The sequence below is a fragment of the Pseudarthrobacter cellobiosi genome, assembly GCF_023913815.1.
Taxonomy (GTDB): Bacteria; Actinomycetota; Actinomycetes; order Actinomycetales; family Micrococcaceae; genus Arthrobacter; species Arthrobacter cellobiosi.
The window spans coordinates 178,350-202,233 of record NZ_JAMXBK010000019.1; the positions used below are offsets into that span (position 1 = coordinate 178,350).

Below are 23,884 nucleotides of genomic sequence, written 5' to 3' on the forward strand. Positions count from 1 at the left end.
ACGGCGGGCTCGGGCCATCTGGCCTGGGTCCGCCGTTCTGCCGTGAGGCCAGGTTGCGCCGTTAGGGCCCGGTGTTGCCGTCGGGCCTACTGGTTCAGCAGGCTGATGGCGTCCTCATCGGCCAATTGTTCGAAGTGCCGGTAGAAGCTGCCCACGGCGCGGAACTTGCCCGGCAGATGCAGGCACAGCACGGCGTCGCACACCCGCGACACGGCCGTGTAGGCTTCCACCGAACCCACCGGCGCTGCGGCGACGACGCGTGCCGCGCCACCGGAACGGGCTGCCTCGGCGGCAGCGCGCATGGTGGCTCCGGTGGCCAGTCCGTCGTCGAGCAGGAGGACTGTCTTGCCGGTGAGGTCGTTGCTGATCCCCGGGTAAGTCGCGGCCCGGCGGAGCAGCTCGGCCCTTTCGCGTTTCTCCACTTCGTCCAGCCACTCCTGGCGGACGCCGTGGTCCAGAATGCGGGTGATCAAGGGACGGTTGAGCAGGCGCACTATCCGGCCTCCCGACCAGGCCAGCGCACCGAACGCTGTTTCGTCGTGGCCGGGGATGCCGAGTTTCCGGACCAGAACGGCGCCGAGTGGCAGGTACAGGGCCTTGGCAGCCGCGGCGGCCACGGGGATTCCGCCGCGGGCCAGCCCCAGGACGATGGTTTCGGGGCGTTCCCGGAACTGCGTGAGCACCGCCGCCAGCCGTTCACCGGCATCGGTGCGGTCTTCAAAACGCGTGCTCATTGTTCCCTCTCCGGCTGTCTCCGCCCCGCTTCCAGCCTACCTTCTGCTGCCGCGCCGGGAACCGGGGATACTTCCTCCCACAGCTGCTGAGTTACGAGAGGGCGGCGGTAACAGCCTTGGTGATTTCCTGGATCACCACCGTCCGTTCAGGGATGTCGCTCAGGTCGGCACCCTTCGTGAAAACCACCAGCACATAGCTGCCGGAGGACATCGAGAGGATGGCGGCGTCGTGGAGTTCGTCATCGAGCAGCCCATATTTGTGGAAGACGGTTACACCGTCCGGAACTGCGGCCGGAAGGAGGTTTTCGTAGTTGGTGTCCTGCATGTAGGACAGGAGCTGCTCCGTATGCTCCTGGTCCAGGAGCATACCCTCGAACAGTTCCGCCAGGATATGGGCCATGTCGGCGGTCGAAAGCGTATTCACCTCGGGGTCATACGTGACGTCGATGGAGGCGGCATACTCCGAAAGTTCGGAAAGGCCCACGGCGTCCATCAGCAGGCTCCACGATTCGTTGTTCCTGTCCTGGACCATCGCCTGGATCTGGAAGTCAGAGGTGAACGCGCCCAGCGGATCATCGAGGGACGCTGAACCCTCCTCCACGAGGTGGTAACAGGCCGCAGCGGTCAGGATCTTGGCCGTGCTCGCTGCCTCGAACGGTTCCTCCACGCCGTACTGGTGCACGTCCCCGCAGTCGGTAGCCATCAGCGCAACACCCACCTGGTACTGGCTGTTGGCGCCGATGATGGCATCGATGGCTGCGTCCAGGCCCGAGTTAATCGCGGCGGAGTTTGCAAAGGTGTCGATGCCTCTTGATGTGCGCAATGCCGCTCCCTGCCCGGGCCGGGCAGGCGCCAGCATGTAGGCGGCAGCGATCAGGACCACAGCGAGGAAACCGGCGGCAGCCACGAGGACGGAACGGCGGCGTAGGGCGGCGACCGTGCGGCGGGCGCGTGGCTGGGAAGGATCGTGCATCCGACGATCCAACCAGCGGAACCTATGCGGGAGCTATGAAACCCCTGTCAGGAATCAGGCGGTCAGGGATCAGTCGCGCAGTGATCAGACTCCCAGGAAAGCGATGGCGCCTTGTTTGAAAGCCCGGCTGGTGATGGCGTTGGTGTGGTTGCGGCCAGGCAGCGTCAGCTGTTCAGCCATGGACCCTGCCCGGATTCCGAGTGCGGCAAGCTGCGGCATGGTGGCCGCACGTTCATCCTGGTCGCCGGCCACAAGGAGCATCGGCATGTGGGGTACGGCCTCGGCAGGATCGAAGGGCTCGGCCTTGATGGCATCCACCAGGGACAGCAGCGCGAAGATGTTGTTGCTCGGCAGGAGCATGGCCATCTTGAGCAGGCCGGCCGTGGACTCATCCGTAATGGGGGTTCCGTCGGCGAGGTAGTTCTGCGCTGCGATAAGGTCAAAGGCTGCCAGCGGATCGGCGATGTTCGGTCCGCCCAGGACCATGCGGTGGACGATCTCGGGCTGGGTGGCGCCGAATTCCCAGGCGAGCCGGGCGCCCAAGGAATAGCCCACAACGTCGACCCCGCTGGTGGGGTCACCGTCGTGCAATGGCCGCACGCCGGCGTCGAACGCTATCTGCAGCAGATCCGCGCGGATCCGGCTGGGGGAGTAGGAGTCCATGTCCTCGGGGGCGCCGCTGCGGCCGTGTCCTGGCAGGTCCACGGTGATGACGCGGCGGCCGGCCTCCAGCAGGGCCGCAACCCACCCGGTGTCATGCCAGTTGAGTTTGCTGGACGAGGAGAAGCCGTGCAGCAGCAGCACAGGGCGCAGTCCGGCGTCGTCATGGGGATCGTGCACCTCGACAAAAAGTTGGGGGTCCGTGCCCTCCACGGTGTGGGAATGCATCTCGCCGGTGTGCCTGCCGCTCATGGTGTCAGTCCTCATCAAGTACGGCGCTCAGGCGGACCCGGCGCGTCGGTGCCTCATCCTTCGGGACCGTACCCACGATTCCGGCAGTGTTGTCCGGCACCTCGAACACGATCAGGGGTTCGCCGACATTGATCCTGTCGCCTGCCCCACCGAAGATACGCACCACTTTACCTGCCTGCGGACTGGGCAGTTCAACAGCGGATTTGCTGGTTTCCACCTCCACCAGCGGCTGGTTCCGTTCCACCTGATCGCCGGGCGAAACCAGCCATTCAAGCACGGTCGCCTCGATCAGGCCCTCGCCGAGGTCCGGGAGCGGGAAGGAAATTTCAGCCACGGCGGTACTCCAATACTCGCTGGATCCCGCTAAGGATCCGGTCAACGTTGGGGATGTATTCGTCCTCGAGGTCACCGGAGGGGTACGGGACATCGAAGCCTGTCACGCGTTCCACCGGCGCCTTGAGGGTGTTGAAGCACCCCTGGGTTATGAGCTGTGCGACTTCCGCGCCGAGGCCGGAGGTCAGTGGGGCTTCATGGACGACGACGGCGCGCCGCGTCTTAGCCACGGATGCCACCAATGCGTGGGTATCGATGAGCTTGAGCCAGCGCAGGTCCAGGACCTCGATGTCCACGCCGTCCTCGGCGGCCAGGTCGGCCACCTGCAGGCAGCGCGCCACCATGGCACCCCAAGCCACGAGAGTGAGGTGGCGGCCTTCGCGCATGACCTTGGCGCCGGTGGGGGAGCCGCCGCCGGCATCGGCGTTGGCGACGTCAACCTCACCCTTCTGCCAGTAGCGGGACTTCGGCTCCATAAAGATCACCGGATCCGGACGTGAGGCCGCGTACTTGAGGAGGTGGTAGGCCTCGTGGGGGTTCACCGGCGACACCACCTTCAGGCCCGGCACGTGGGCGAAGAGCGCCTCGAGTGATTCGCCGTGGTGTTCGGGGGCACGGATGCCACCGAAGCTGGGAACGCGCAGGGTGATGGGCATCGGCAGGGTCCCGCGGCTGCGGTTGTTCATCCTGGCGATCTGGCAGACGATCTGGTTGATGGCCGGATAGGCGAAGCCGTCGAACTGCACCTCGGGGATCGGGTGGAAACCGGCCATGGCCAGGCCCACGGAGATGCCCAGGATGCCGGACTCCGCCAGCGGGGTATCGAAGACCCGGGCTTCGCCGTACTTTGCCTGCAGGCCGTCCGTGATTCTGAAGACTCCGCCGAGCCGGCCGCAGTCCTCGCCGAAGATGACGGCTTTTGCGTTGTCCGCCAGGACCTCATCGAGGGCCCGGTTCAGGGCCTGCTGCATGGACAGCTGTTCGACTCCGCTGCGGCCCGTTCCATCGTCCATGGAGGCCTCGCTTTCAAGGATGGCGTTAGACATGCTCGGACTCCTTCCGCCAGTTGGCGGCCTGGGCCTGTAGGGCGGGCGTGGTTTCCTGGAACACCAGGCTGAACATTTCGCTGCCGGGGCGCGGCGCCAGGGCATGGAGGCCCTCCCGGATCTGTTCCTCCTCCGCCTTGGCTGAAGCGAGGGCGGCGGCGAAGAACTCCTCGTCGGCGACGCCGTCGGCGAGCAGGACCTGACGGAAGCGTTCCAGCGGATCCTGGCCGCCGTCGTCGTGTTCTTCCTGAAGCGTGCGGTAGCGGCCGGGGTCATCGGAGGTGGAGTGCGGGCCGCGGCGGTAGGTCATGGCTTCGATGAGGACGGGACCGTTTCCGGCCCGGCAGTGTGCCAGCGCTCGCCGCGTTGCCTCCACGACGGCCACCACATCGTTGCCGTCAACCTTGACGGCAGGGATGCCATAGCCCGCGGCGCGGGCAGCCACGGAGCCGCCGGCCCCCTGGTGTTCGGTGGGCACTGAGATGGCCCAGCCGTTGTTCTGGACGAAAAACACCACCGGCGCCTTCAGGACAGCCGCGAAGTTCAGGGCCTCGTGGACGTCGCCCTGGGACGAGGCACCGTCACCGAAGTAGCTCAGGGCCGCGCCGGTTTCGTCGCCGGGGGCGGCGGCCAGCGTTTGGCCGTGTGCCCAGCCGACGGCGTGCAGCACGGAGCCGGCCACCACCGCCTGGATCGGGGCGAGCTGCGATTCCAGGGGATCGTAGAGGCCACCGTGCCACGTGGCTTTGTGGGTTGCCATGTAGGCAACCATGTCCACGACCATGGCGCGGGCCACGCCCATTTCCCGGTAGGTGGGGAACACGAAGTCACGGGACAGGTCCACGGCGTAGCCGCTGCCCACCTGGGCTGCTTCCTGGCCCAGTTCGGGGGCATAGCCGGGGATGATGCCCTGCCTCTGCCAGGCGACGGCGGACGTGTCCAGGTCCCGGACGGCCACCATGAGCGAATAAAGATCGCGGAGCTGGCCGGGGTTCAGCGGCGACGTTTTGTTGCCGGACGCCGGCGGCGGAAGTGTGTCCATGCCTGTGACCCTAGTCACCGGCGGATATGTGGGCAATCAGCACAGCAGGGGCCGGTCAGTCTGCAAAAAACTGTGCCGTGTTCCGGCTGGCAGCTTCGCAATTTGTACAGCGCGAGCCGCCGACGGTCTTTCTGCCCCCTCCCCAACTGGGTAGCGCTATCTGTCGTTTTGACCGCCGAAAACGACAGATAGCGCTACTTACTTGGGCTGGCGATCGCGGGTGGTGAGCCGGGCGCCGATCCAGCAGGCTGCCGCGAGGCAGGCAACCAGAACAAACGTGCTCAGCAGCTGGCCGCGGCTGCTTTCCGCGCTGAAGCCGACGGCGAAGATCAGGCCCAGGAGGACCAGTCCGAAGATTGTCAGGCCGGGGAATCCCTTCATCCGCAGGGGAAGGACGGCACCGTCCCGGTCCGCCCGGCGTCGGAGGATCAGCTGCGAAACAAGGGCCGTGCCCCAGACCACCAGGCACGTGGATCCGACCAGCTGGAAAAGGGCCGGCAGGATCCGGTCCGGGAACAGCAGCTCCAGAACGGTGGCGAAGAAGCCGAACGCCACGGAGACGCACACCGCCACCATGGGCACGCTGGCGCCGCTGAGCCTCGCCAGGAACCGGGGCGCCTCGCCGCGTTCGGCCAGCGAATACACCATGCGGGATGCGCCGTAGAGGTTGGCGTTCAGTGCGGAGAGCAGCGCGACGACGGCAACCAGGGTGATCGCCGTGCCGGCGCCCGGGATCCGGGCCGCGTCGAGCACGCCGGCAAAGGGCGAGGCGAGTCCTTCGGAGGAGACCGGCAGAACGGCCGCGATGACAAAGACCGACCCTATGTAGAAGACCAGGATGCGCCACAATACCGTGCGGATCGCCTTGCCCACACTGTGCTCCGGATCCTCCGTTTCCGCGGCGGCCACGGCCACGATCTCGGTTCCGCCAAAGGCAAAGATCACCACGAACAACGCCGTGGCGATTCCGCCCAGCCCGGCGGGAGCAAAATCAGTGGTGATGTTAGCAAATCCGGGCGAAGCTACCTCGGGCAGGAGGCCCAGCAGCAGGGCCGCCCCCACGGCCAGGAACGCCACAATGGCGGCAACCTTCAGGATGGCAAACCAGAATTCGAACTCGCCGAAGTTCTTGACGCCCGTCAGGTTGATGGCCGTAAACACAACCATAAAGATCAGGGCCAGGGTCCAGACGGGGACAACCGGCCACACAGAAAACAGCAGGCCCGCTGCGCCCAGGGCTTCCGCGGCGATGACCACCACCAACTGGAGCCACCACAGCCAGCCCACCGTCGCGCCGGCGGTTTTTCCCAGCGCTCGTTCGGCGTACACGGAGAACGCGCCGCTGGTCGGATTCGCAGCGGCCATCTCGCCCAGCGCCCACATCACCAGGATGATGAGCGTCCCAGCCACGAGGTACGAGATCAGCACGGCGGGCCCGGCAGCCTGGATGCCGGCCCCTGAACCCAGGAACAGGCCGGCGCCGATGGCGCTGCCCAATCCCATCATGGTGAGCTGCCGGGGTTTCATGGTGTGGCCGAGGAGGGATTTCGGCCGCACTGCCGTGGACTTCGATGTCATGCCTGTGAACCTTCTTGGGTTTGGGGTGGTGCCCCCGCGGGGACCACTTGAATTTACCGCCTAAGTCGCTGGTCCGCGGGCACCGGTTGTGGAACGATGGTGGCACTTTGAATCACTCGGATGGCTATTGGCTAGCAATCTGCCTACTGCATGGCAGCGTGTGAAGGAGATTGTATGAACGTTGATGCACTGGATGCCAAAATTGTCAGATTCTTCACCGACACTCCGCGGGGCTCGGTGCTGGAGGCCTCGAGGGTCCTGGGCGTCGCCCGCGCCACGGTCCAATCGCGGCTGGACAGGATGACGGAGGCCGGCGTGATCAGCTCGTGGGTGCCCCGGCCTGACCCGGCAAAGTTCGGCTTCCCGGTGGTTGCCTTCTGCTCGCTGACCATCAACCAGGACCTGGGCCACGATGCGGTGGCCGAGGCGCTGGCCGCGATCCCGGAACTGATCGAGGTCCACACCGTTTCCGGCAGCTCGGACCTCATGGCGAGGATCGCCGCGCGGTCGAATCCGGACCTGCAGCGTGTTCTGGATGCGATGATCGCCACCAGGACCGTGCTCCGTGCGTCGTCCGTGATTGTCCTCAACACCCACTTCCAGGGCAGGACACTGAACCTGCTCGAAGCCGCAGCCGCCAGGCAGCCGGAGTAAGGTCTACGGGGACCAGCCCAAGGAGCTCGTCCAGTCGCGCGGGGCGGCGAAACATTTTGAATCAGGGGAATGTGGCCGTAGAATCAGTTCTAGTCAAAATGACCATAACTAAGTGATGGCAATGAAGCCCAGAAGCAGAGAGCGGGTGAGTGACCGTGTACAGCAGCTCAGCGAACGTCTCCGAACGGGCCACCGCTGCACCCTCGCTCGCTATCTCCACCGTCATCTTCGCCCTGCGGCCCAGCGAATCCTCGGGCCGGCCTACCCTCTGGCTTCCCCTGGTCCGCAGGATTCGTGAGCCGTATAAGGATCTTTGGGCCCTGCCCGGCGGACCGCTGACGCATGTTGAATCCCTGCAGGATGCTGCGTCCCGGAACCTCCGCGAAACCACCGGACTCACACCGAGCTACCTGGAGCAGCTCTACGCGTTCGGCGGGCTGCACCGCTCACCCACCCAGCGCGTGGTGTCGATCGTCTACTGGGCGCTGGTCCAGCCCACGGAGGCCGCCCTGGCCGACGAATCGGAGAATGTGAAGTGGTTCCGGGCAGACAAGGTGGGGGACCTGGCCTTCGACCACAACGCCATTGTTGAGTACGCGCTCCGACGCCTGCGGAACAAGCTGGCCTACGGCTCGGTGGCCTACCACTTTTTGGGGGAGTACTTCACGCTCGCCCAGGTCCGGGAAGTCTATGAAGCCGTCCTGGACACCCGGCTGGACCCGGCCAACTTCGGCCGCCAGCTCAAATCCACGCCGGAGATCGAAGAAACCGGCGAATACCTCCAGGGCGGTAAACACCGTCCGCCTCGTCTTTACCGCTTCACCGGCCGCCCCGGCCTTGACCCCGATAACAGGAGCACACCATGAGCAGCGTCAACACAGCCATCCAGCTGATCACGCGCGAACAAGCCGAAAGCGCGTCCCGGAGCGCGGCTGCAGGCAAAACAGCAGCCACCTGCAGCCCGGCGCTCGCCAAGGGCCCGTGGGAGTACGACCTTGCCGAGGCGCTCGCTGGGAGCCCGGCTTACGGACCCGGAGCCTCAAGTGCGGACGTCGCCCCGGCCGCCACGCCGCGCCAGGGCCAGTTGCCGGAAGAATACAAGCTCGCCAGCGATGCCGAGCTCGATGTTCGCATCCGTGCGGCCAAGGCTAAGCTCGGCGACCGGGCAGTGGTCCTGGGCCACTTTTACCAGCGCGACGAAGTCATCCAGTACGCCGACTTTGTGGGCGACTCCTTCCAGCTGGCCAACGCCGCCCTCACGCGGCCGGACGCCGAAGCCATCGTCTTCTGCGGCGTGCACTTCATGGCCGAGACCGCGGACATCCTCTCCACCCCGGAACAGGCCGTCATCCTGCCCAACCTCGCTGCCGGCTGCTCCATGGCGGACATGGCGGACACCGACTCCGTGGAGGAGTGCTGGGAACAGCTCGAAGAGATTTTCGGTACCGAGGCCGACGCCGAGGGGCGGGTTCCGGTCATTCCGGTCACCTACATGAATTCCTCCGCCGCCCTGAAGGCTTTCTGCGGCCGCAACGGCGGCATCGTCTGCACCTCATCCAACGCCAAGGTGGTCCTGGAATGGGCGTTCGAACGGGGCCAGCGGGTCCTGTTCTTCCCTGACCAGCACCTGGGCCGCAACACCGCCAAAGCCATGGGTGTGCCGCTGGAACAGATGCCCATGTGGAACCCGCGCAAGGAACTGGGCGGCAACGATGAGCAAGCCCTGCTCGATTCCCGCGTGATCCTCTGGCACGGCTTCTGCTCGGTCCACAAGCGTTTCAACGTCGGCCAGATCGAAAAGGCCCGGGCCGAGTTCCCCGGCGTCAACGTGATTGTGCACCCCGAGTGCCCCATGGAGGTGGTGGACGCCGCCGATTCAGCCGGCTCCACCGACTTCATCAAGAAGGCCATCGCAGCCGCCACCGAACCGACCACCTTCGCGATCGGCACGGAAGTGAACATGGTGAACCGGCTCGCCGCCGAGTACCCGCAGCACACCATCTTCTGCCTGGACCCGGTGATCTGCCCCTGCTCCACGATGTACCGCATCCACCCTGGCTACCTCGCCTGGGTCCTGGAGGAACTCGTTGAAGGCCGCATCGTCAACCGCATCAGCGTGGACGATTCCGTCCAGGACAACGCCAAAACCGCGCTCGAGCGTATGCTCGCCGCGCGTCCGCTTTAGCCCGTCCGCTGTAGTCCCGCCCGCTGTAGTCCCGCCCGCTGTAACCCTGGAAACCGAAACGAGCCCCACATGAGCGCAGAGAGCCCAGCCGGTGGTCCGGCACCCCGGCGGCTGATCGTCGTCGGGAGCGGCATTGCGGGACTGTACTCGGCGTTGCTTGCCGCCGACGCCGGCGCTGAAGTGGTGCTGCTGACCAAGGGCGCGCTCGCGGACAGTAACACGTACTACGCCCAAGGTGGCATCTCCGCCGTCCTCGACGTGCCAGCGCCCGGGGACACCGTGGCCGCGCACATCACAGACACGCTGAAGGCCGGGGCCGGCCACTGCGACGAGGACGCCGTCCGCGTCCTCTGCACGGAGGCCCGGCTGGATATCGCCGGATTGGAACGCTTCGGCGTGCGTTTCGACATGGACGACGACGGCGACCCCTCGCTGGGTCTCGAAGCCGCCCATTCCGCGCCGCGGATCCTGCACGCCGGCGGCGACGCAACCGGTGCCGGCGTAGCCAGGGCACTCATCAAGACGGTCCTGGATGCGCAGGCCGCTGGACGGATGCAGGTGATCGGGCACGCCCAGGTCACGTCCCTGTCGCAGAGCGATGGACGCTTGGCCGGCGTGAATTTCCTCCACGCCGGGCGGGAACTCGCCATCCGCGGCGATGCCGTGCTCCTGGCCACCGGGGGAGCGGGCCAACTGTTCGCCCGGACCACCAACCCTGCCGTGGCAACTGCCGACGGGCTGGCGCTCGCCTGGCGGGCCGGAGCCGCAGTTGCGGACCTGGAGTTCTTCCAGTTCCACCCCACCTGTATGGTGCTCCCGGCCGATGCCCTCGAGGCAGCCGGCAACGGAGCTGAACCGCTCCTGATTTCCGAAGCCGTGCGCGGTGAAGGCGCCATCCTGCTGGATGCCCGCGGCGAACGCTTTATGCCTGCCTATCACGCCGACGCAGAACTTGCCCCGCGCGACGTCGTCTCCCGCAGCATCGCCCTGCACCTCGCCACCCTGGGGGATCCCAACGGGCACGTGTTCCTCGACGCCATGGTGGTCGAGGCCAGGCACGGCAAGGGCTACCTGGCCAAGCGGTTCCCCACCATTACCCAACGCACCCGCGAGGCCGGCGTCGACTGGACCCGCGAACTGGTCCCCGTGGCACCGGCGGCGCACTACTGGATGGGCGGGGTCCTTACCGACCTCTACGGGCGGACCTCGGTGCCTGGGTTGCTGGCCGCCGGCGAGGTTGCCTGCACCGGCGTCCAAGGGGCTAACCGGCTTGCCAGTAACTCCCTTCTTGAGGGACTTGTCTTTGGGCGGCGGGCTGTTGCTGCGTTTCTGGCCAGCAGTTCCGCAAGTCCCTCGGCGCCTGCGCTCTCGCCTCGCACCGGCGATCGCCTCGCAAGCTCGGCGGCCGGTCCGGCCGCTCACGCAACAACGGCGCTATCGGGACCTCCGGAACTGCCGGTGATGTTCAACGACGCGTCAGCGTCCATTTCCTGGCAGTTTGAGACTGTTCCGGCACCTGGGCCTATTGAAGTGTCGTTTGGTGAGGCGGGGCCGTTTTCCCGGGTGGCGCTTCGGCGGTTGATGACTGCCAACGCTGGGGTGCTTCGTGATGGCGGGTTGCTTAGGGAAGCGGGGGCTGTGCTTGGGGCGTGGGCCTCTGCTGACGACCCGTTTACTGTTCCTGATTCCTTCGATCCGCGGGAGCATGAGGATGCCAATCTTTTGTTGGCTGCGCAGCTGCTCGTCTATTCCGCGCGGGAGCGGCGGGAATCCTTGGGGGCGCATTACCGCAGCGACAGCGTGCCCGCGGATGCCGCCGTCGGAGATTTTGATAAGCGTTACACCATGAGCAGGAAAGCGAGCCTCGTTAATGACTAGCCTGACCCTCCCCGCAGCACCCGTCCGGGACATCCTGGAGCGGGCCTTTGCCGAGGACGCGCCCAACGGTGACATCACCTCGCAGCTGCTGATCCCGGCTGACGCCCGCGCCACCGCGGTGTTGAACGCCCGGATGCCCGGCGTGTTCAGCGGTGGAACGGTGTTCCGCGACGCCATGAAGCTCATTGATCCGGAAACGGACGTGAAGCTGTTGCTGGCAGACGGTGAAGCGTTCGACGCCGGAACGCACCTCGCGCGCGTCACCGGCAACGCGCGCTCGGTGCTGCTGGCCGAACGGGTTGGGCTGAACCTGGTGCAGCGGATGAGTGCCATCGCCACCAAGACCGCGGAATTCGTCCGGCTCGTCGAAGGCACCAAGGCGCGCATCACGGACACCCGCAAGACCACGCCGGGCCTGCGCGTGCTGGAACGCTACGCAGTGCGCTGCGGCGGAGGCGCCAACCACCGCTACAGCCTCTCCGACGCCGTGCTGGCCAAGGACAACCACCTGGCCGTCATGACCGGGGGAGACCCCGCCAAGCTCACTGCCCTGCTCGCCGCGGCCAAGGCCCAGCTGGGGCACACCACGCACTTCGAAGTGGAGGTGGACAGCGCCGAGCAGATCGAACCCGTCCTTGCCGCCGGTGTGGACACCATCATGCTGGACAACTTCACCCTCGACGGGCTCCGTGCCGGTGTCAAGCAGGTGGACGGACGCGCCGTGGTGGAAGCCAGCGGCAACGTCAACCTCGGCACCGTAGCGGACATCGCCGCGGCGGGCGTGGACGTCATCTCCATCGGTGGTCTCACCCACAGCGTGACTGCCCTGGACCTCGGCCTGGACGTCGAACTGAGCGTCGGCTGAAGCAGCCATGATCTTCCTTGACGCCGCCGCCACCACGCCCGTCCGCCGCGAAGTCCTCGAGGCCATGTGGCCCTACCTGAGCGGCGAGTTCGGCAACCCCTCCAGCCACCACACGCTTGGCGAGGCCGCGGCGTCCGCGCTCGCAGGCGCCCGTGCGGCCGTGGCCAAGGTGCTCGGCTGCCGCCCGGGCGAGGTCACCTTCACCTCGGGAGGCACTGAGGCGGACAACCTCGCGGTCAAGGGCATTGCCCTCGCCCGGCAGGCTGCCGACCCGGTCCTCAACCGCGTGGTGATCAGCGCCGTCGAACATCCCGCCGTGGAAGAGTCCGCGCGCTACCTGGAACGGTTCCACGGGTTCAGCGTGGACGTGGTTCCGGTGGACGGGACCGGCCGGGTGACGCCGGAGGCGCTCGCCGCCGTGCTCCGGCCGGAAACTGCCCTGGTCAGCGTCATGTACGCGAACAATGAGGTGGGCACCATCCAGCCGGTCGCCGAACTGGCCGCCATCGCCGCTGGGCGGGGCATCCCGTTCCACACCGACGCCGTCCAGGCCGCGGGCTGGCTGCCCCTGGACGTCAAGTCGCTGGGCGTGGATGCCCTGAGCATTTCCGGCCACAAACTCGGTGCGCCCAAGGGTTGCGGCATGCTGTATGTCCGCGGCCGGACCCGTGTGGAGCCCCTGGTGCATGGCGGCGGCCAGGAACGCGGCCGCCGGTCCGGGACCGAAAACGTTGCCGGTGCCGTGGCGCTGGCCACGGCCCTGACGCTCGCCCACGCTGAACGGCCGGAGCTTGCCGCCCGCGTGGCCCTTCTCCGCGAACACTTCATCGCCGCCATCCTGGAGACGGTGTCCGGAGCCCTGCTCACCGGGCACCGGACGGAACGGTTGCCGTCAGTGGCGTCGTTTTGTTTCCCCGGCACCAGCGGCGAATCAGTGCTGTTGGAGCTGGAGCGGCAGGGTGTGGTGTGCTCGAGCGGTTCGGCGTGTGCCGCGGGTTCCGATGCGCCGTCGCCGGTGCTGACCGCGCTGGGCTATGGCGCCGACGTGGCGCAGACAGCTGTGCGGTTCAGCTTCACCTCGGCCGTGACCGCGGACGAACTGGAGCAGGCGGCGGCAGCCGTGGGCATTGCCGTCGGGAGCGTCAGGACCCTCGGCCGCTAGATATGGCGGGCGCGGCGGAAAATCCAATGCCGCAGCATCGTGAACCGCACGGCGGTGGCCACGAAGCCTGACAGTGTGGTGGTCCACAGCTCATCGGACACGGTGGCGTCCGGGTGCAGCCAATGCAGCACGCCCAGGCTGCCGCCGGTAATGACCAGCGCCACGGCGATGACGATCATGCCGTGGAGGTGGTCGCGGGCCATCCGGCGCTGCCCGGAGATCTTAAACGTCAGCCTGCGGTTCAGCGCCGTGTTCATCAAGGACGTCAGCACCAGGGCGGCCGCGTTGGCCAGCTGCGGTCCCAGCCAGGGGCGCAGCAACGCATACAGCGCCAGGGACGTTGCGGTGCAGATGATGCCGACGCCGGTGAAGCGGAGGAGCTGCCGCACCAGCGGAAACCTGAAGATTCCGCGGTAGTGCTTGGTGGCCGGCGCACCGCGCGTGGGCTGCTGCGTCAGCTGGGCGGCGGGCGCAGCAGGGGTCTCCATGGGTCAAGCCTGACATATCAGGCCGGTGTTTCCTCCCAGGACGCAGCCTTCACCGGGCTGCTGAGCTCGCCAATTCCCTCCACCCGGCACACAACTGTGTCTCCGGGCTGGATGCGGGCACATTCCGCCGGGAAGCCGGTGAGGACCAGATCGCCGGCGTGCAGGGTCATGAAGGAACTGAGGTACACGAGGATTTCGTCCACCTTCCAGCCGAGTTCGGTGCTGCTGGCGGCCTTCAGTTCGGTGCCGTTGTGGACGATGCTGATGGACAGGTCCGAGTCGTCGAGGTCCGTCACAATCCATGGGCCCACGGGAGTGAAGGTGTCCTGGCTCTTGGCGCTGATCCACAGCTCGTCAGACTTCTGCAGATCGCGGGCCGAGACATCGTTGCCGATGGTGAATCCAAGGATGGCGCTCCGGGCAGTTTCCAGCGTCAGGCCACGGACGGTGCGCCCGACGACGACGGTCAGTTCCGCTTCCGGGTCCACGTAGCCCACTGTTGTGCTCAGTTCAATGGCGTCGCCCGGCCCGATCACGCTCGATGCCGCCTTGTGGAAGGCCTGCGGCGGGAGGTCCCGGCCGGCCTGGCCGGTGTTGTGCGCCATGCCAAAGACGTTGAGGGGGACGGAAGGCGCCAGGTACGTGAACGACTCCTGGTCTACAACGGCGCCGGTCTCCCACCCCGGCCGGGCCGGGTGGTTGGCGTTTGCGCGGGACGCACCGAAGGGGGAATCAACCACTGTCCAGGACCGGCCGGCGGCGGAGCCGAAGTCCGGGGCGTCATTGGCCACGAAGAAATGCTCGTCGGCAACAGCGGGGGACAGGGGGCGGACACGGGCAAGGCGGCGGGGAGCGCTGGCAGTCATGATGACATCCTACGTCCTCCGGTAGGCTCCCGGCAGCGGCGACCGCCGGTGGCGGCTCAGTACAGCTCGCCCACCGGGATCTCCACGGCCAGGCGGTTGGAAGGTCCGGGCAGCGGGCAGGCCCAGGCCTCGTTGTATGCGCAGGACGGGTTGTAGGCAAAATTGAAATCAAGGACAAACTCGGCGCCCGCCCCGGAACCATGGACCCCGTGGAATGCGCCCTTGATGGTGTCCAGGAGGTACCGGCCGGCGCCGTACGTTCCGCCGGGCTGGCCGGCCGTGGCGTCCCGGAACGGCACGAAAATCCCGCCGCCGTAACCGCGCAGCTTCCACACGCCCAGCTGGCCCAGCTCGGGTAGATCGAACGTGCCCAGCCGGACAAACCGGACCACACCGTCAGTGGCGGTTTCCACGGTCATTTCCCGGCCGGCGCCCTCAAGGGTCAGCGGCACGTAGAACCGGTAGATGGGATCGTAGTCGGCCGTCTTCAGGCCGGAGAACTGCGACTTGTCTTTCGCGCTGAGGGCTGAGGCCGGATGCGTTGCGAACATACGGTCGCGCTCATGCCGCCAGAGGGAATGGGCCTCCGCCGGATCTTCAGCGGCAACTTTCCGCACCGTGTCGTACAGGGCAAAAGTCCGCAGCCGCCAGTCCGCAATGTCGATGGCAGAGATGTCCGCCAGGCTGTCAAGGTCCGCGCCATGCTGCTCATCCGCCATAGGCACCAGCCTAGTCCCTTGCGTACGGGGAATCTCCGACGGCGACACGAGGCTCCGGCTCTTGGCCGACGGCGTCCGCCGCTAGGCTGGCTGCATGACACACAAGGCGGCAATGTGGGGAGTGCGGACGGCCGCGCTGCTGATGGCAGGGACGCTGGCATCCGGCTGCAGCGCGCCTGGTAACAGCGATTCAGCGTGGACCGCGCAGCCGGACACATCGGCCAGCCCTGGCGCCAGCACGAGCTCAGCCTCCGGCGCTACAGGGTCCCCGTCGTCGGATCCTTCTGCCACAGCGGGCGTCCCGACGTCCGCAGCACCCGGCCCGGCCGCAACAGCGGCTGCGTGGAAGACCTATACCGATCCGGCGAAGACCGTCAGCTTCGACCTGCCGGAGGAATGGATCGCCCAGTCCGTCACTCCCGAGGAGGGGACGTTGCCGGGTGCGCTGAAGATTGAGGTGAAAAAGCAGGACGGCGCGGTTGTGGCCACGCTGCGGACAGGACAGCCGCCGTCGTCGTCGTCTGAATGCCCCGAGGCTGCCCGCAAACCGTACATCGTGATCAGCAGCGTGCCGCTGGATCTTCCCGGCCTGACCGGGGAAGGGACCATAGCGCCGCACGTAGTGTTCCGCGTCATCCAGGGCTACCGCTACTTCGGCTCCTACGGCATCACCAACATTGTGGGCGGGGCAGACGGCCAAGCCTGCGAACTGCGGAATGTGGTCCGTGGCCCGGCGGGGAAAGGGGACTACTCGTTCGGTGACCTCGGCGTCCTGAAGGCCTTCGCCCCGGATGAGAAGGTGGCCCCGGCCAAGGCGTTCGACACCCTGGGCCAGGCCGCCAAGTACGTGGATGAGAGCTCGGAATTCGCGAACGTCCAGCGGATGCTAATGTCTCTGGAGATCAAAAACTAGTCCCGCCCCCCGGCCCCCTCATCCCCGGGTCAGAGCGGGAAGTTCTGCCACTACCTCACACCCCGGAGATACATGGAACGCACCGTTTCAGCACGTATGGTTTTCAGGACCATCGCCGACACGAAGGCAGCCCTGGCCATCGCTGTAGCCAGGAATCCCGGCTACACCTCGTTTGATGAATCCCTGACTGTCACGGCCGACGGGCAGCCGGTTCCGCTGCAGGAACTCGCGGACCATCATGGCGGCCGCCTGCACTATATGGAGTTCACTGATCCCGCCGAAGTCACCGTTGACTACTCGGCGACGGTGGCAGGGCAGGCCGTCCCGGAAGAAGCCACCCTGGCTGAGCTCATCCGCTACGTGCGGCCAAGCCGTTACGCGGAGTCGGACCGGCTCCTGCCCACGGCCTATGCCGAATTCGGTGGCCTGCACGGTGCGGAACTGCTCCAGGCCGTGCGGAGCTGGGTCTTTGGGGAATTGCGGTACATCAGCGGTTCCTCCAGGGGAACTGACGGCGCCGTGGAAACCCTCCTGCACCGCAGGGGAGTGTGCCGGGATTTCGCGCACCTGGCCATCGCCCTGCTGCGTTCCAAGGACATCCCGGCCCGGCTCGCGGCCGTGTACGCACCGGGGCTGAGCCCCATGGATTTCCACGCGGTAGCCGAGGCGCATGTCAATGGCGCCTGGCACGTCATCGACCCCACGGGGCTGGCCCCGCGGGAGTCGATGCTGCGGATCACCGCTGGCCGCGACTCGTCCGACACCGCGTTCCTGTCAACGGTGGGCGGGCGCCTGACGCTGACCGAGCTGCGGGTCAGCGCCGTGGTCAACGGCCAGCTGCCGTCGGAAGATCCTGCCAAGCTGGTCATGCTCGTCTAGTTTCCCGGCACCGCCCGCCATTGCCGGGCGGTGAGTTCACGGCCAGATACTTCCCGGCCGGTTATTTCCCAGGCAGTTACTTTGCCGGCCGCGCCCCCACGGAATGCCGGAGTTTCTCGGTCAGCCGCTGGAGTTCCTTCTGCTCGGCAGCCGTCAGGGCTGGCCCCACCAGGCTGGAGATGTCCCGCACATGCTCCCGGCCGATCTCCTTCTGGAGGGCAGACCCCTCCTCGGTGAGCTTCAGCAGCACGCCGCGGCCGTCGTCGGGGGCAGCCATCCGGACCACGAGCCCGCGCTTTTCCAGCCTCTCAACCAGCCTGCTGAGGCTCGACTGGCTCAGCAGGACATGGTCATTGAGTTCATTGAGCCGGAGCCAGCCGGACGGACACCGGGAGAGCGTAAACAGCACGTCGTATTCGTTCAGTGCCACTTTCCGGAAGGCGGGACCGGCCTGCAGCCTGCGCATCACGGCGACCTGCGCCCGGAACAGGGATTCCCAGGTTTCCGCTGCCAAGCGGATGGGTGATTCGTTGCCGCCGGCAGCCATCACGCCTCCGAAGGGGCAGTGTCAGACGCCTGTGCAGCCATCAGCGCGGCCACGCGGCCGGCGTGGGTGGGCGGGTCCGGGACGTGCGCGGGCTTGAGTGCCGCGTATTCCTTGCGGAGGACCGGGAGGACTTCCTCGCCGAACAGGTCAAGCTGCTCCAGCACGGTCTTCAAGGGCAGGCCCGCGTGGTCGATCAGGAACAGCTGGCGCTGGTAGTCGCCGAAGTACTCGCGGAAGGTGAGGGTCTTTTCGATGACTTCCTGCGGGCTTCCCACGGTGAGTGGCGTCTGGGAGGTGAAGTCCTCCAGCGACGGGCCGTGGCCGTAGACGGGCGCGTTATCGAAGTAAGGCCGGAATTCCTTCACGGCGTCCTGGGAGTTCTTCCGCATAAAGAACTGGCCGCCGAGGCCAACGATGGCCTGGTCCGCCTTGCCGTGGCCGTAGTGCTCGTAGCGCTCACGGTAGAGGCTGATCAGCTGCTGGTAGTGCTCCTTGGGCCAGAAGATGTTGTTTGCGAAGAACCCGTCGCCGTAGTAGGCCGCCACTTCGGCGATCTGCGGCGTGCGGATGGACCCGTGCCACACAAAGGGGGCCACGCCGTCGAGCGGGCGAGGGGTGGACGTGAAGTTCTGCAGTGGCGTACGGAACTTGCCGGACCAGTTCACCGTGTCCTCGTCCCACAGCCGGCGCAGCAGGCTGTAGTTCTCGATGGCCAGTTCCACGCCGTCCTGGATGTTCTTGCCGAACCACGGGTATACCGGAGCCGTGTTGCCGCGGCCCAGGACCAGATCCACGCGGCCGTCGGCGAGGTGCTGGAGCATGGCGAAGTCTTCGGCGATCTTGACCGGATCGTTGGTGGTGATCAGCGTGGTGGCGGTGGAGAGGGTGATCCGCTCGGTCTGCGCGGCGATGTACGCAAGCGTGGTGGTGGGCGAGGACGAGAAGAACGGGCGGTTGTGGTGCTCGCCGAGGGCGAAGACATCCATGCCGATTTCCTCGACTTTTTTGGCGATCGCCACGGCCGCCTTAATGCGTTCGTTCTCCGTGGGCGTCCGGCCGGTGGTGGGGTCAGTGGTGATGTCACTGACGCTGAATACGCCGATCTGCATGGTGTGCCTTCCGTTTCCTGGACTCTCCGGGCTTGATTCCACTATACCCGATTTTCATGCGTTTGCATGTATCGACGGATATAACGCCTCCCCGACGAGAATATTCCAGGTGTTACAGGGGGTCGCCCGGAGCGGCACGGCGGCCACTGACGCGGGGCACCATGCCGGTGGTCCAGTCGCGGAACTCGGCATCGACGTTGTCCGCTGCCGCAAACTCCGGGCGCTGCTGCATGGCACGGAGCAGCGCTTTTGTTTCCCGCCGTCCCTCCACGAGCCGGTACAGCACGGGAACCAGCACCAGGGTCAGCGCTGTGGACGAGACCAGGCCGCCGATCACCACCACGGCCAGCGGCTGGGAAATGAAGCCGCCGCCCCCGGTCAGGCCGAGCGCCATGGGCGTCAGGGCGAAAACGGTGGCCAGCGCGGTCATCAGGATGGGCCGGAGGCGTTGCCGCGCGCCGTGGGTGATTGCATCCGCCACGCTCATGCCGCCGCGGCCGTCCCGTGGCTGCCGGTACTGGTTGATGAGGTCGATGAGCACAATGGCGTTGGTGACCACAATGCCCACCAGCATCAGCATGCCGATCAGCGACGGCAGGCCGAGGGGAACAGCCGTGGCCAGCAGCAGGGCCACGGCGCCTGTGGCGGCAAAGGGTACGGACACCAGCAGGATCAGGGGCTGGATCAGCGACTTGAACGTGGCCACCATGATGACGTAGACAATCGCGATCGCCGCGAGGAGCGCCAGGCCCAGTTGCTGGAAGGACTCGGCCTGCTGGGTGGTGGCGCCGCCGAGTTCCGCGGTGACCCCCGCTGGGAGACTGACCTCCGTGAGGCGCTTTTGCACCTCCGCGTTCACCGCACCAAGGTTGGAGCCCGACGGCGTGACTGACACTTTGGCGGTCCGCTGGCCGTTGCTGGCGGTAATGGAGACCGGCACGTCCACCTGTTCCACGGACGCGATGCTGCCAAGGGTCACCGGCGCGCCCGCGGCGGGCAGGGCGATGTTGCGCACCGCATCGATGCTGGTGAACCGGGTGCCCTTGCCGATCTGGACGGGAAAATCGTTCGTGTCGATCCGGACCGTGCCTGCGGGGATGGGGCTGATGGTGGCCGCCAGGACGCCGGCCACCTGTTCCTCGTTCAGTCCGGCCGCCGCGGTTTTGGCCCGGTCAACCTTGACCTGGACTACCGGCTGGCTGGCAGCGAGGTTGGTTGTCACCTCGCTGGTTTCCGGCACACCGGCCATTGCTTCCACCATGGCCTCGCTGGCTGTGCGGAGGTCCTCGGACGTTGCCGCCTTGATGGTGATGTCCACCGTGGAGGATGTCCCGAAGCCTCCCTGCTGGGTGCCCACGGTGATCTTCCCGGAACCGGCCACCTTGCCTACTTCGGTCCGGACGGTTTCCTGGAGCGTTGCCTGGTTGGCCTTTTCATCCGTCACCACCGTGAACGTGGAGTTGGCGGCGCCGGAGGACGTCAGGGCGGCAAAGCCCGCCTGCGCGTTTCCGGAGGTGAGCTGGACATTCTTGACACCCTCGATGCCGCGGAGGACGTCCTCGACCTTGACGGCGGCTGCGCTGGTGTCGGCCAGGCTTGTGCCCGCCGGCATCAGCTGGCGGACAGTCATGCTGTTCTGGCCGGAATCGCCGAGGAGGTTGGTGGACAGCAGCGGCGTCATGGCGGCCGTGGCGCCGAGCACCAGAACGGCGGCGACCAGGGTCAGCACCGGGTGCTTCTGGGTCTTGCTGAGGACGGGCAGGTAGGCACGCTGCAGCCGGCTCTTCTGTTCGGCTTCCTGAGCCTGGGCACGGGCGGCGGCGGCAACACGGGCGGCAGCTTCGCGGGCGGCGGGCGAACTTGCAGCTGGCGAACCGGCGGCGGGCGAACCGGCGGGGCTCTTGAGGAACCAGTAGGCCAGGACCGGAACGATGGTCAGCGATACCAGCAGGGATGCCAGCAGCGCCATGGTGACTGTCAGGGCGAAGGGTCGGAAGAGTTCGCCGGCGAGCTCACCCACGAAGGCAATGGGCAGGAAGACCGCCACGGTGGTCAAGGTGGAGGCGGTGATGGCGCCGGCCACCTCCCGGATTGCGGTGAGGATCGCGGGGACTTTCTCCTCCCCGTAGCTGAGGTGGCGTTTGATGTTTTCGATCACCACAATCGAGTCGTCCACCACCCGGCCGATCGCAATGGTCAGCGCGCCCAAGGTCAGGATGTTCAGTGAATAGCCGGTCGCGGACAGGCCAATGAACGTGATCAGCAGCGAGAGCGGAATGGAGACCGCGGTAACAAGGGTGGATCGGGCTGACATCAGGAAAACAAGGATGACGGCGACGGCGAAGCCCAGCCCGAGCAGGCCCTCGGTGGTGAGGTCCTTGATGGACTTCTCGATGAACGGGGCCTGGTCGAACACCGCCGTGAATTTTGCGTTGGACCCCAGCTCGGCCTCAAGGGCCGCCAACGAGTCGTTCACGGCGTGGGAGATTCCCACGGTGTCGCCCTCGGGCTTCTTGGTCACGGACACCGCCAGCGTTTCCTGGCCGTTGGTCCGGGTGATGGAGGTCCGTTCGTTGTCCTGCAGGCTGACGTCGGCCACCGTGCCGATTGTCGCGGCATCCTTCGCTCCGCCCAAGGGGAGTGCCTTGATGGCGTCCAGGGAATCCACCGGGCTGCCGATCTGGAGGGAGAGCGTCTTGCCCTGCTCCTGGATGGTCCCGGCAGGGATCAGTGCGCCGTTGTTGCCGAGGGCGTTCCGGATGGACTCGATCGTGGCGCCCTTGGCAGCCATCGCCTCGGGGCGGGGGAGGATCTCGATGTGCTGGGTGGCGCCGCCGGTCACGTCGGCTCCCCGGACGCCGTCGATCTTCTGGAGCCGGGGAACGGAGAGGCGCGCCAGGTCCGCGTTCAGTTCGCTCAGCGGCTTGTCCGAGGACACGGCCAGGAACACGATCGGGAAGTCGCTGATGCTGCCCGCGATGGCCTGCGGCTGCACGTCCTCCGGCAGGGAGCGCTTGGCGTTGGAGATGGCCCGGTCGATCTGGTTCCGGGCGCGGTCAAGGTTTGTCCCGTAGGTGAACACCTTGGAGATCTGTGAGACGCCGTTGCGCGACGTCGAGGACGTGGACTCCAGGCCTTCGACGCCGTTCAGGGCAGTTTCGAGCGGTGCGCTGACCTGCTTGTCCACCACCTCGGGCGACGCGCCGGGCATGGCGGAGAGGACAGTGATCTGCGGGAACTCAATGGAGGGGATGAGTTCCTGTTTCAGCGATGACATGGTGATCACGCCGAACACCGTCGCGAAGACGGTGATCAGCGCGATCAGCGCCCGGTTTGCCAATGAAAGTTGTGCCAGCCGGAACATCGCGGGTCTCTCCTGTGGGGTTGACGGACTCCTGCGGACCGGACCGTCCAGCCAGGCCTGCCGGCCGGAATGCCGGGCGTCAGTGGTTGGCGGAAATGCTCTCCAGCTGCAGTGCCTTGGCCGTTGCCGTCTCGAGTTCTGCGGCCAGATCCGGATTCTCATCCAGCTTCACGCCGTAGCCCGGCATCATGGCCTTGAGCTTGCCCTGCCAGCCCTTGAAGTTTTTGGGGAAGGACTTCTGCAGCAGCTCAATCATGATGGGCACCGCTGTGGATGCGCCGGGCGACGCACCCAAAAGCGCCCCGATGGTGCCGTCGCGGCCGGCGATGACTTCCGTGCCGAACTGCAGCACGCCGCCGCGCTTCGGGTCTTTTTTGATGATCTGCACACGCTGGCCGGCGGTGATCAGCTCCCAGTCGCCGTCCTTGGCTTCGGGGTAGTACTCGCGCAGCGCTTCCACCTTGTCGCCGTGGCGCTTGGCCACCTCTTTAACGAGGTATGCCGTGAGGTCCATGTTGTCCTTGGCCACGGCAAGCATCGGGATGATGTTGCTGGGCCGGATGGACAACGGCAGGTCAAGGTACGAGCCGTTCTTCAGGAAGTTGGTGGAGAAGCCGGCGTAGGGGCCGAACAGGAGCGAACGCTTCCCGTCGACGTAGCGGGTGTCCAGGTGCGGGACCGACATGGGCGGCGCGCCCACCGAAGCCTGGCCATAGACCTTGGCGCTGTGTTGGGCGGAGAGCTTTTCGTCGGTGCAGCGGAAGAACTGGCCGGACACGGGGAACCCGCCGTAGCCCTTGCTTTCGGGAATACCGGAGGCCTGGAGGAGGTGAAGCGCGCCGCCGCCGGCACCCACAAAAACAAACTTGGCGTGGATCTTGCCGTGTTCCCCGGAAGCCGGGTGCTTGATCGAAAGGTCCCAGCCGCCGTCGGCGGCCTTCGAGATGCCGCTGACGTCATGGCCGTAATTGATTTCAACGCCGTTGTTCCCGAGGTAGGTGGTCAGCTCACGGGTGAGTGCCCCGAAATCGACGTCGGTCCCCTCCGTTGCCCGGGTGGCGGCGATGCGCTGTTTGGGGTCGCGGCCCTTGACGATCAGCGGTGCCCACTTGGCGATCTGTGCGTGGTCCTCGGAGTACTCCATGCTGCGGAACAGCGTGTGGGACTTGAGCGCTTCGTAGCGGGTCTTGAGGAACTGGGTGTTGTCCTCGCCGATGACAAAGCTCATGTGCGGGACGGTGTTGATGAAGCCCTTCGGCGAGCCGATCAGGGATTCTTCCACAAGGTGGGACCAGAACTGGCGGGACAGCTGGAACTGTTCGTTGATGAGCAGGGCCTTGGCCGGGTTCACCGAGCCGTCTTTGGCTGCGGGGGAGTAGTTGAGTTCGCACAGGGCAGCATGGCCCGTTCCGGCGTTGTTCCAGGGGTCGGAGCTTTCCAGCCCGGGCTGATCCAGGCGTTCGAACAGGGAGATGGTCCAGTTCGGTTCAAGCTGCTTGATGAATGCCCCGAGCGTGGCGCTCATGATGCCGCCGCCAATCAGTACGACGTCGGCATGTTGGGTCTTGGATATGAAGGTCACAATCAGTCTCCGATAGCAGCGGCTCTGGCTGTCAAAGAATATCCCCGGGCGGCCC

General features: G+C 66.2%; 22 protein-coding genes. 8 read left to right on the forward strand and 14 right to left on the reverse strand.

Features of this window, described 5'->3' with window-relative positions; all coding sequences use genetic code 11:
* Window positions 1-86: 86 nt before the first annotated feature.
* The 7 genes from NG701_RS05555 to NG701_RS05585 form a co-directional block, all read right to left on the reverse strand.
* Window positions 87-734 carry a phosphoribosyltransferase gene (locus NG701_RS05555; RefSeq protein WP_252565197.1) on the reverse strand — a complete coding sequence of 216 codons (648 nt, stop codon included), beginning with the start codon at window positions 732-734 and terminating at the stop codon, window positions 87-89.
* Window positions 735-825: 91 nt separating this feature from the next.
* A complete protein-coding gene (locus NG701_RS05560) occupies window positions 826-1,707 on the reverse strand; it encodes a serine hydrolase (RefSeq protein ID WP_252565198.1) in 882 nt (293 codons plus the stop codon).
* 84 nt (window positions 1,708-1,791) lie between these two features.
* Complete coding sequence (locus NG701_RS05565) at window positions 1,792-2,619, reverse strand: alpha/beta fold hydrolase (protein ID WP_252565200.1); 828 nt, start codon at window positions 2,617-2,619, stop codon at window positions 1,792-1,794.
* A 4-nt stretch (window positions 2,620-2,623) separates the two neighbouring features.
* Window positions 2,624-2,953, reverse strand: coding sequence for a biotin/lipoyl-containing protein (locus NG701_RS05570; RefSeq protein ID WP_252565202.1), 330 nt, complete (start codon window positions 2,951-2,953; stop codon window positions 2,624-2,626).
* Window positions 2,946-3,998 carry an alpha-ketoacid dehydrogenase subunit beta gene (locus tag NG701_RS05575; RefSeq protein WP_252565204.1) on the reverse strand — a complete coding sequence of 351 codons (1,053 nt, stop codon included), beginning with the start codon at window positions 3,996-3,998 and terminating at the stop codon, window positions 2,946-2,948. The genes NG701_RS05570 and NG701_RS05575 overlap by 8 nt, the downstream gene beginning before the upstream one ends.
* Window positions 3,991-5,040 carry a thiamine pyrophosphate-dependent enzyme gene (locus NG701_RS05580; RefSeq protein ID WP_252565206.1) on the reverse strand — a complete coding sequence of 350 codons (1,050 nt, stop codon included), beginning with the start codon at window positions 5,038-5,040 and terminating at the stop codon, window positions 3,991-3,993. The genes NG701_RS05575 and NG701_RS05580 overlap by 8 nt, the downstream gene beginning before the upstream one ends.
* A 198-nt stretch (window positions 5,041-5,238) precedes the next feature.
* Window positions 5,239-6,618 carry an amino acid permease gene (locus NG701_RS05585; protein ID WP_252565207.1) on the reverse strand — a complete coding sequence of 460 codons (1,380 nt, stop codon included), beginning with the start codon at window positions 6,616-6,618 and terminating at the stop codon, window positions 5,239-5,241.
* A 174-nt stretch (window positions 6,619-6,792) separates the two neighbouring features.
* Here NG701_RS05585 and NG701_RS05590 point away from each other — a divergent pair, with 174 nt between their 5' ends.
* From NG701_RS05590 to NG701_RS05615, 6 genes are all read left to right on the forward strand, one after another.
* Entirely contained in the window at window positions 6,793-7,272 is a 480-nt protein-coding gene (locus NG701_RS05590) for an Lrp/AsnC family transcriptional regulator (RefSeq protein ID WP_252565209.1), read from the forward strand.
* Window positions 7,273-7,427: 155 nt separating this feature from the next.
* Complete coding sequence (locus NG701_RS05595; protein WP_252565260.1) at window positions 7,428-8,138, forward strand: NUDIX hydrolase; 711 nt, start codon at window positions 7,428-7,430, stop codon at window positions 8,136-8,138.
* Window positions 8,135-9,457: a quinolinate synthase NadA gene (gene nadA, locus NG701_RS05600; protein WP_252565211.1), complete on the forward strand. Its 1,323-nt coding sequence runs from the start codon at window positions 8,135-8,137 to the stop codon at window positions 9,455-9,457. Before NG701_RS05595 ends, nadA begins: the two co-directional genes overlap by 4 nt.
* Window positions 9,458-9,526: 69 nt before the next feature.
* Entirely contained in the window at window positions 9,527-11,335 is a 1,809-nt protein-coding gene (locus tag NG701_RS05605; RefSeq protein WP_252565213.1) for an L-aspartate oxidase, read from the forward strand.
* Window positions 11,328-12,200, forward strand: a complete 873-nt coding sequence (gene nadC / locus NG701_RS05610; protein ID WP_252565216.1) for a carboxylating nicotinate-nucleotide diphosphorylase — start codon at window positions 11,328-11,330, stop codon at window positions 12,198-12,200. The genes NG701_RS05605 and nadC overlap by 8 nt, the downstream gene beginning before the upstream one ends.
* A gap of 7 nt (window positions 12,201-12,207) precedes the next feature.
* The gene (locus NG701_RS05615) at window positions 12,208-13,362 is read left to right on the forward strand and encodes a cysteine desulfurase family protein (protein WP_252565218.1); all 1,155 of its coding nucleotides are present in this window, start codon (window positions 12,208-12,210) and stop codon (window positions 13,360-13,362) included.
* Here NG701_RS05615 and NG701_RS05620 read toward each other — a convergent pair.
* From NG701_RS05620 to NG701_RS05630, 3 genes are read right to left on the reverse strand one after another with little or no spacing between them, the layout of a single operon-like run.
* Window positions 13,359-13,850 (reverse strand): GtrA family protein, encoded by a 492-nt coding sequence (locus tag NG701_RS05620; RefSeq protein WP_252565220.1) that lies wholly within the window; start codon window positions 13,848-13,850, stop codon window positions 13,359-13,361. The genes NG701_RS05615 and NG701_RS05620 overlap by 4 nt on opposite strands.
* Before the next feature lie 17 nt (window positions 13,851-13,867).
* The gene (locus NG701_RS05625) at window positions 13,868-14,716 is read right to left on the reverse strand and encodes a fumarylacetoacetate hydrolase family protein (RefSeq protein ID WP_252565221.1); all 849 of its coding nucleotides are present in this window, start codon (window positions 14,714-14,716) and stop codon (window positions 13,868-13,870) included.
* A gap of 56 nt (window positions 14,717-14,772) precedes the next feature.
* Window positions 14,773-15,435, reverse strand: coding sequence for a DUF1684 domain-containing protein (locus tag NG701_RS05630; RefSeq protein WP_252565223.1), 663 nt, complete (start codon window positions 15,433-15,435; stop codon window positions 14,773-14,775).
* Between the two features lie 94 nt (window positions 15,436-15,529).
* Here NG701_RS05630 and NG701_RS05635 point away from each other — a divergent pair, with 94 nt between their 5' ends.
* On the forward strand, window positions 15,530-16,348 hold the full coding sequence (locus NG701_RS05635) for a hypothetical protein (RefSeq protein ID WP_252565225.1): 819 nt from the start codon (window positions 15,530-15,532) through the stop codon (window positions 16,346-16,348).
* Between the two features lie 72 nt (window positions 16,349-16,420).
* Complete coding sequence (locus NG701_RS05640; protein ID WP_252565227.1) at window positions 16,421-17,227, forward strand: transglutaminase-like domain-containing protein; 807 nt, start codon at window positions 16,421-16,423, stop codon at window positions 17,225-17,227.
* 76 nt (window positions 17,228-17,303) lie between these two features.
* Here NG701_RS05640 and NG701_RS05645 read toward each other — a convergent pair whose 3' ends face one another.
* The 4 genes from NG701_RS05645 to NG701_RS05660 form a co-directional block, all read right to left on the reverse strand.
* Window positions 17,304-17,774: a MarR family winged helix-turn-helix transcriptional regulator gene (locus NG701_RS05645; protein ID WP_160671885.1), complete on the reverse strand. Its 471-nt coding sequence runs from the start codon at window positions 17,772-17,774 to the stop codon at window positions 17,304-17,306.
* Window positions 17,774-18,883: an LLM class flavin-dependent oxidoreductase gene (locus NG701_RS05650; RefSeq protein WP_193342372.1), complete on the reverse strand. Its 1,110-nt coding sequence runs from the start codon at window positions 18,881-18,883 to the stop codon at window positions 17,774-17,776. Before NG701_RS05650 ends, NG701_RS05645 begins: the two co-directional genes overlap by 1 nt.
* Window positions 18,884-18,995: 112 nt before the next feature.
* On the reverse strand, window positions 18,996-22,247 hold the full coding sequence (locus NG701_RS05655) for an efflux RND transporter permease subunit (protein WP_252565229.1): 3,252 nt from the start codon (window positions 22,245-22,247) through the stop codon (window positions 18,996-18,998).
* A 79-nt stretch (window positions 22,248-22,326) separates the two neighbouring features.
* The gene (locus NG701_RS05660; RefSeq protein ID WP_252565231.1) at window positions 22,327-23,829 is read right to left on the reverse strand and encodes a malate:quinone oxidoreductase; all 1,503 of its coding nucleotides are present in this window, start codon (window positions 23,827-23,829) and stop codon (window positions 22,327-22,329) included.
* Between the last annotated feature and the right edge of the window lie 55 nt (window positions 23,830-23,884).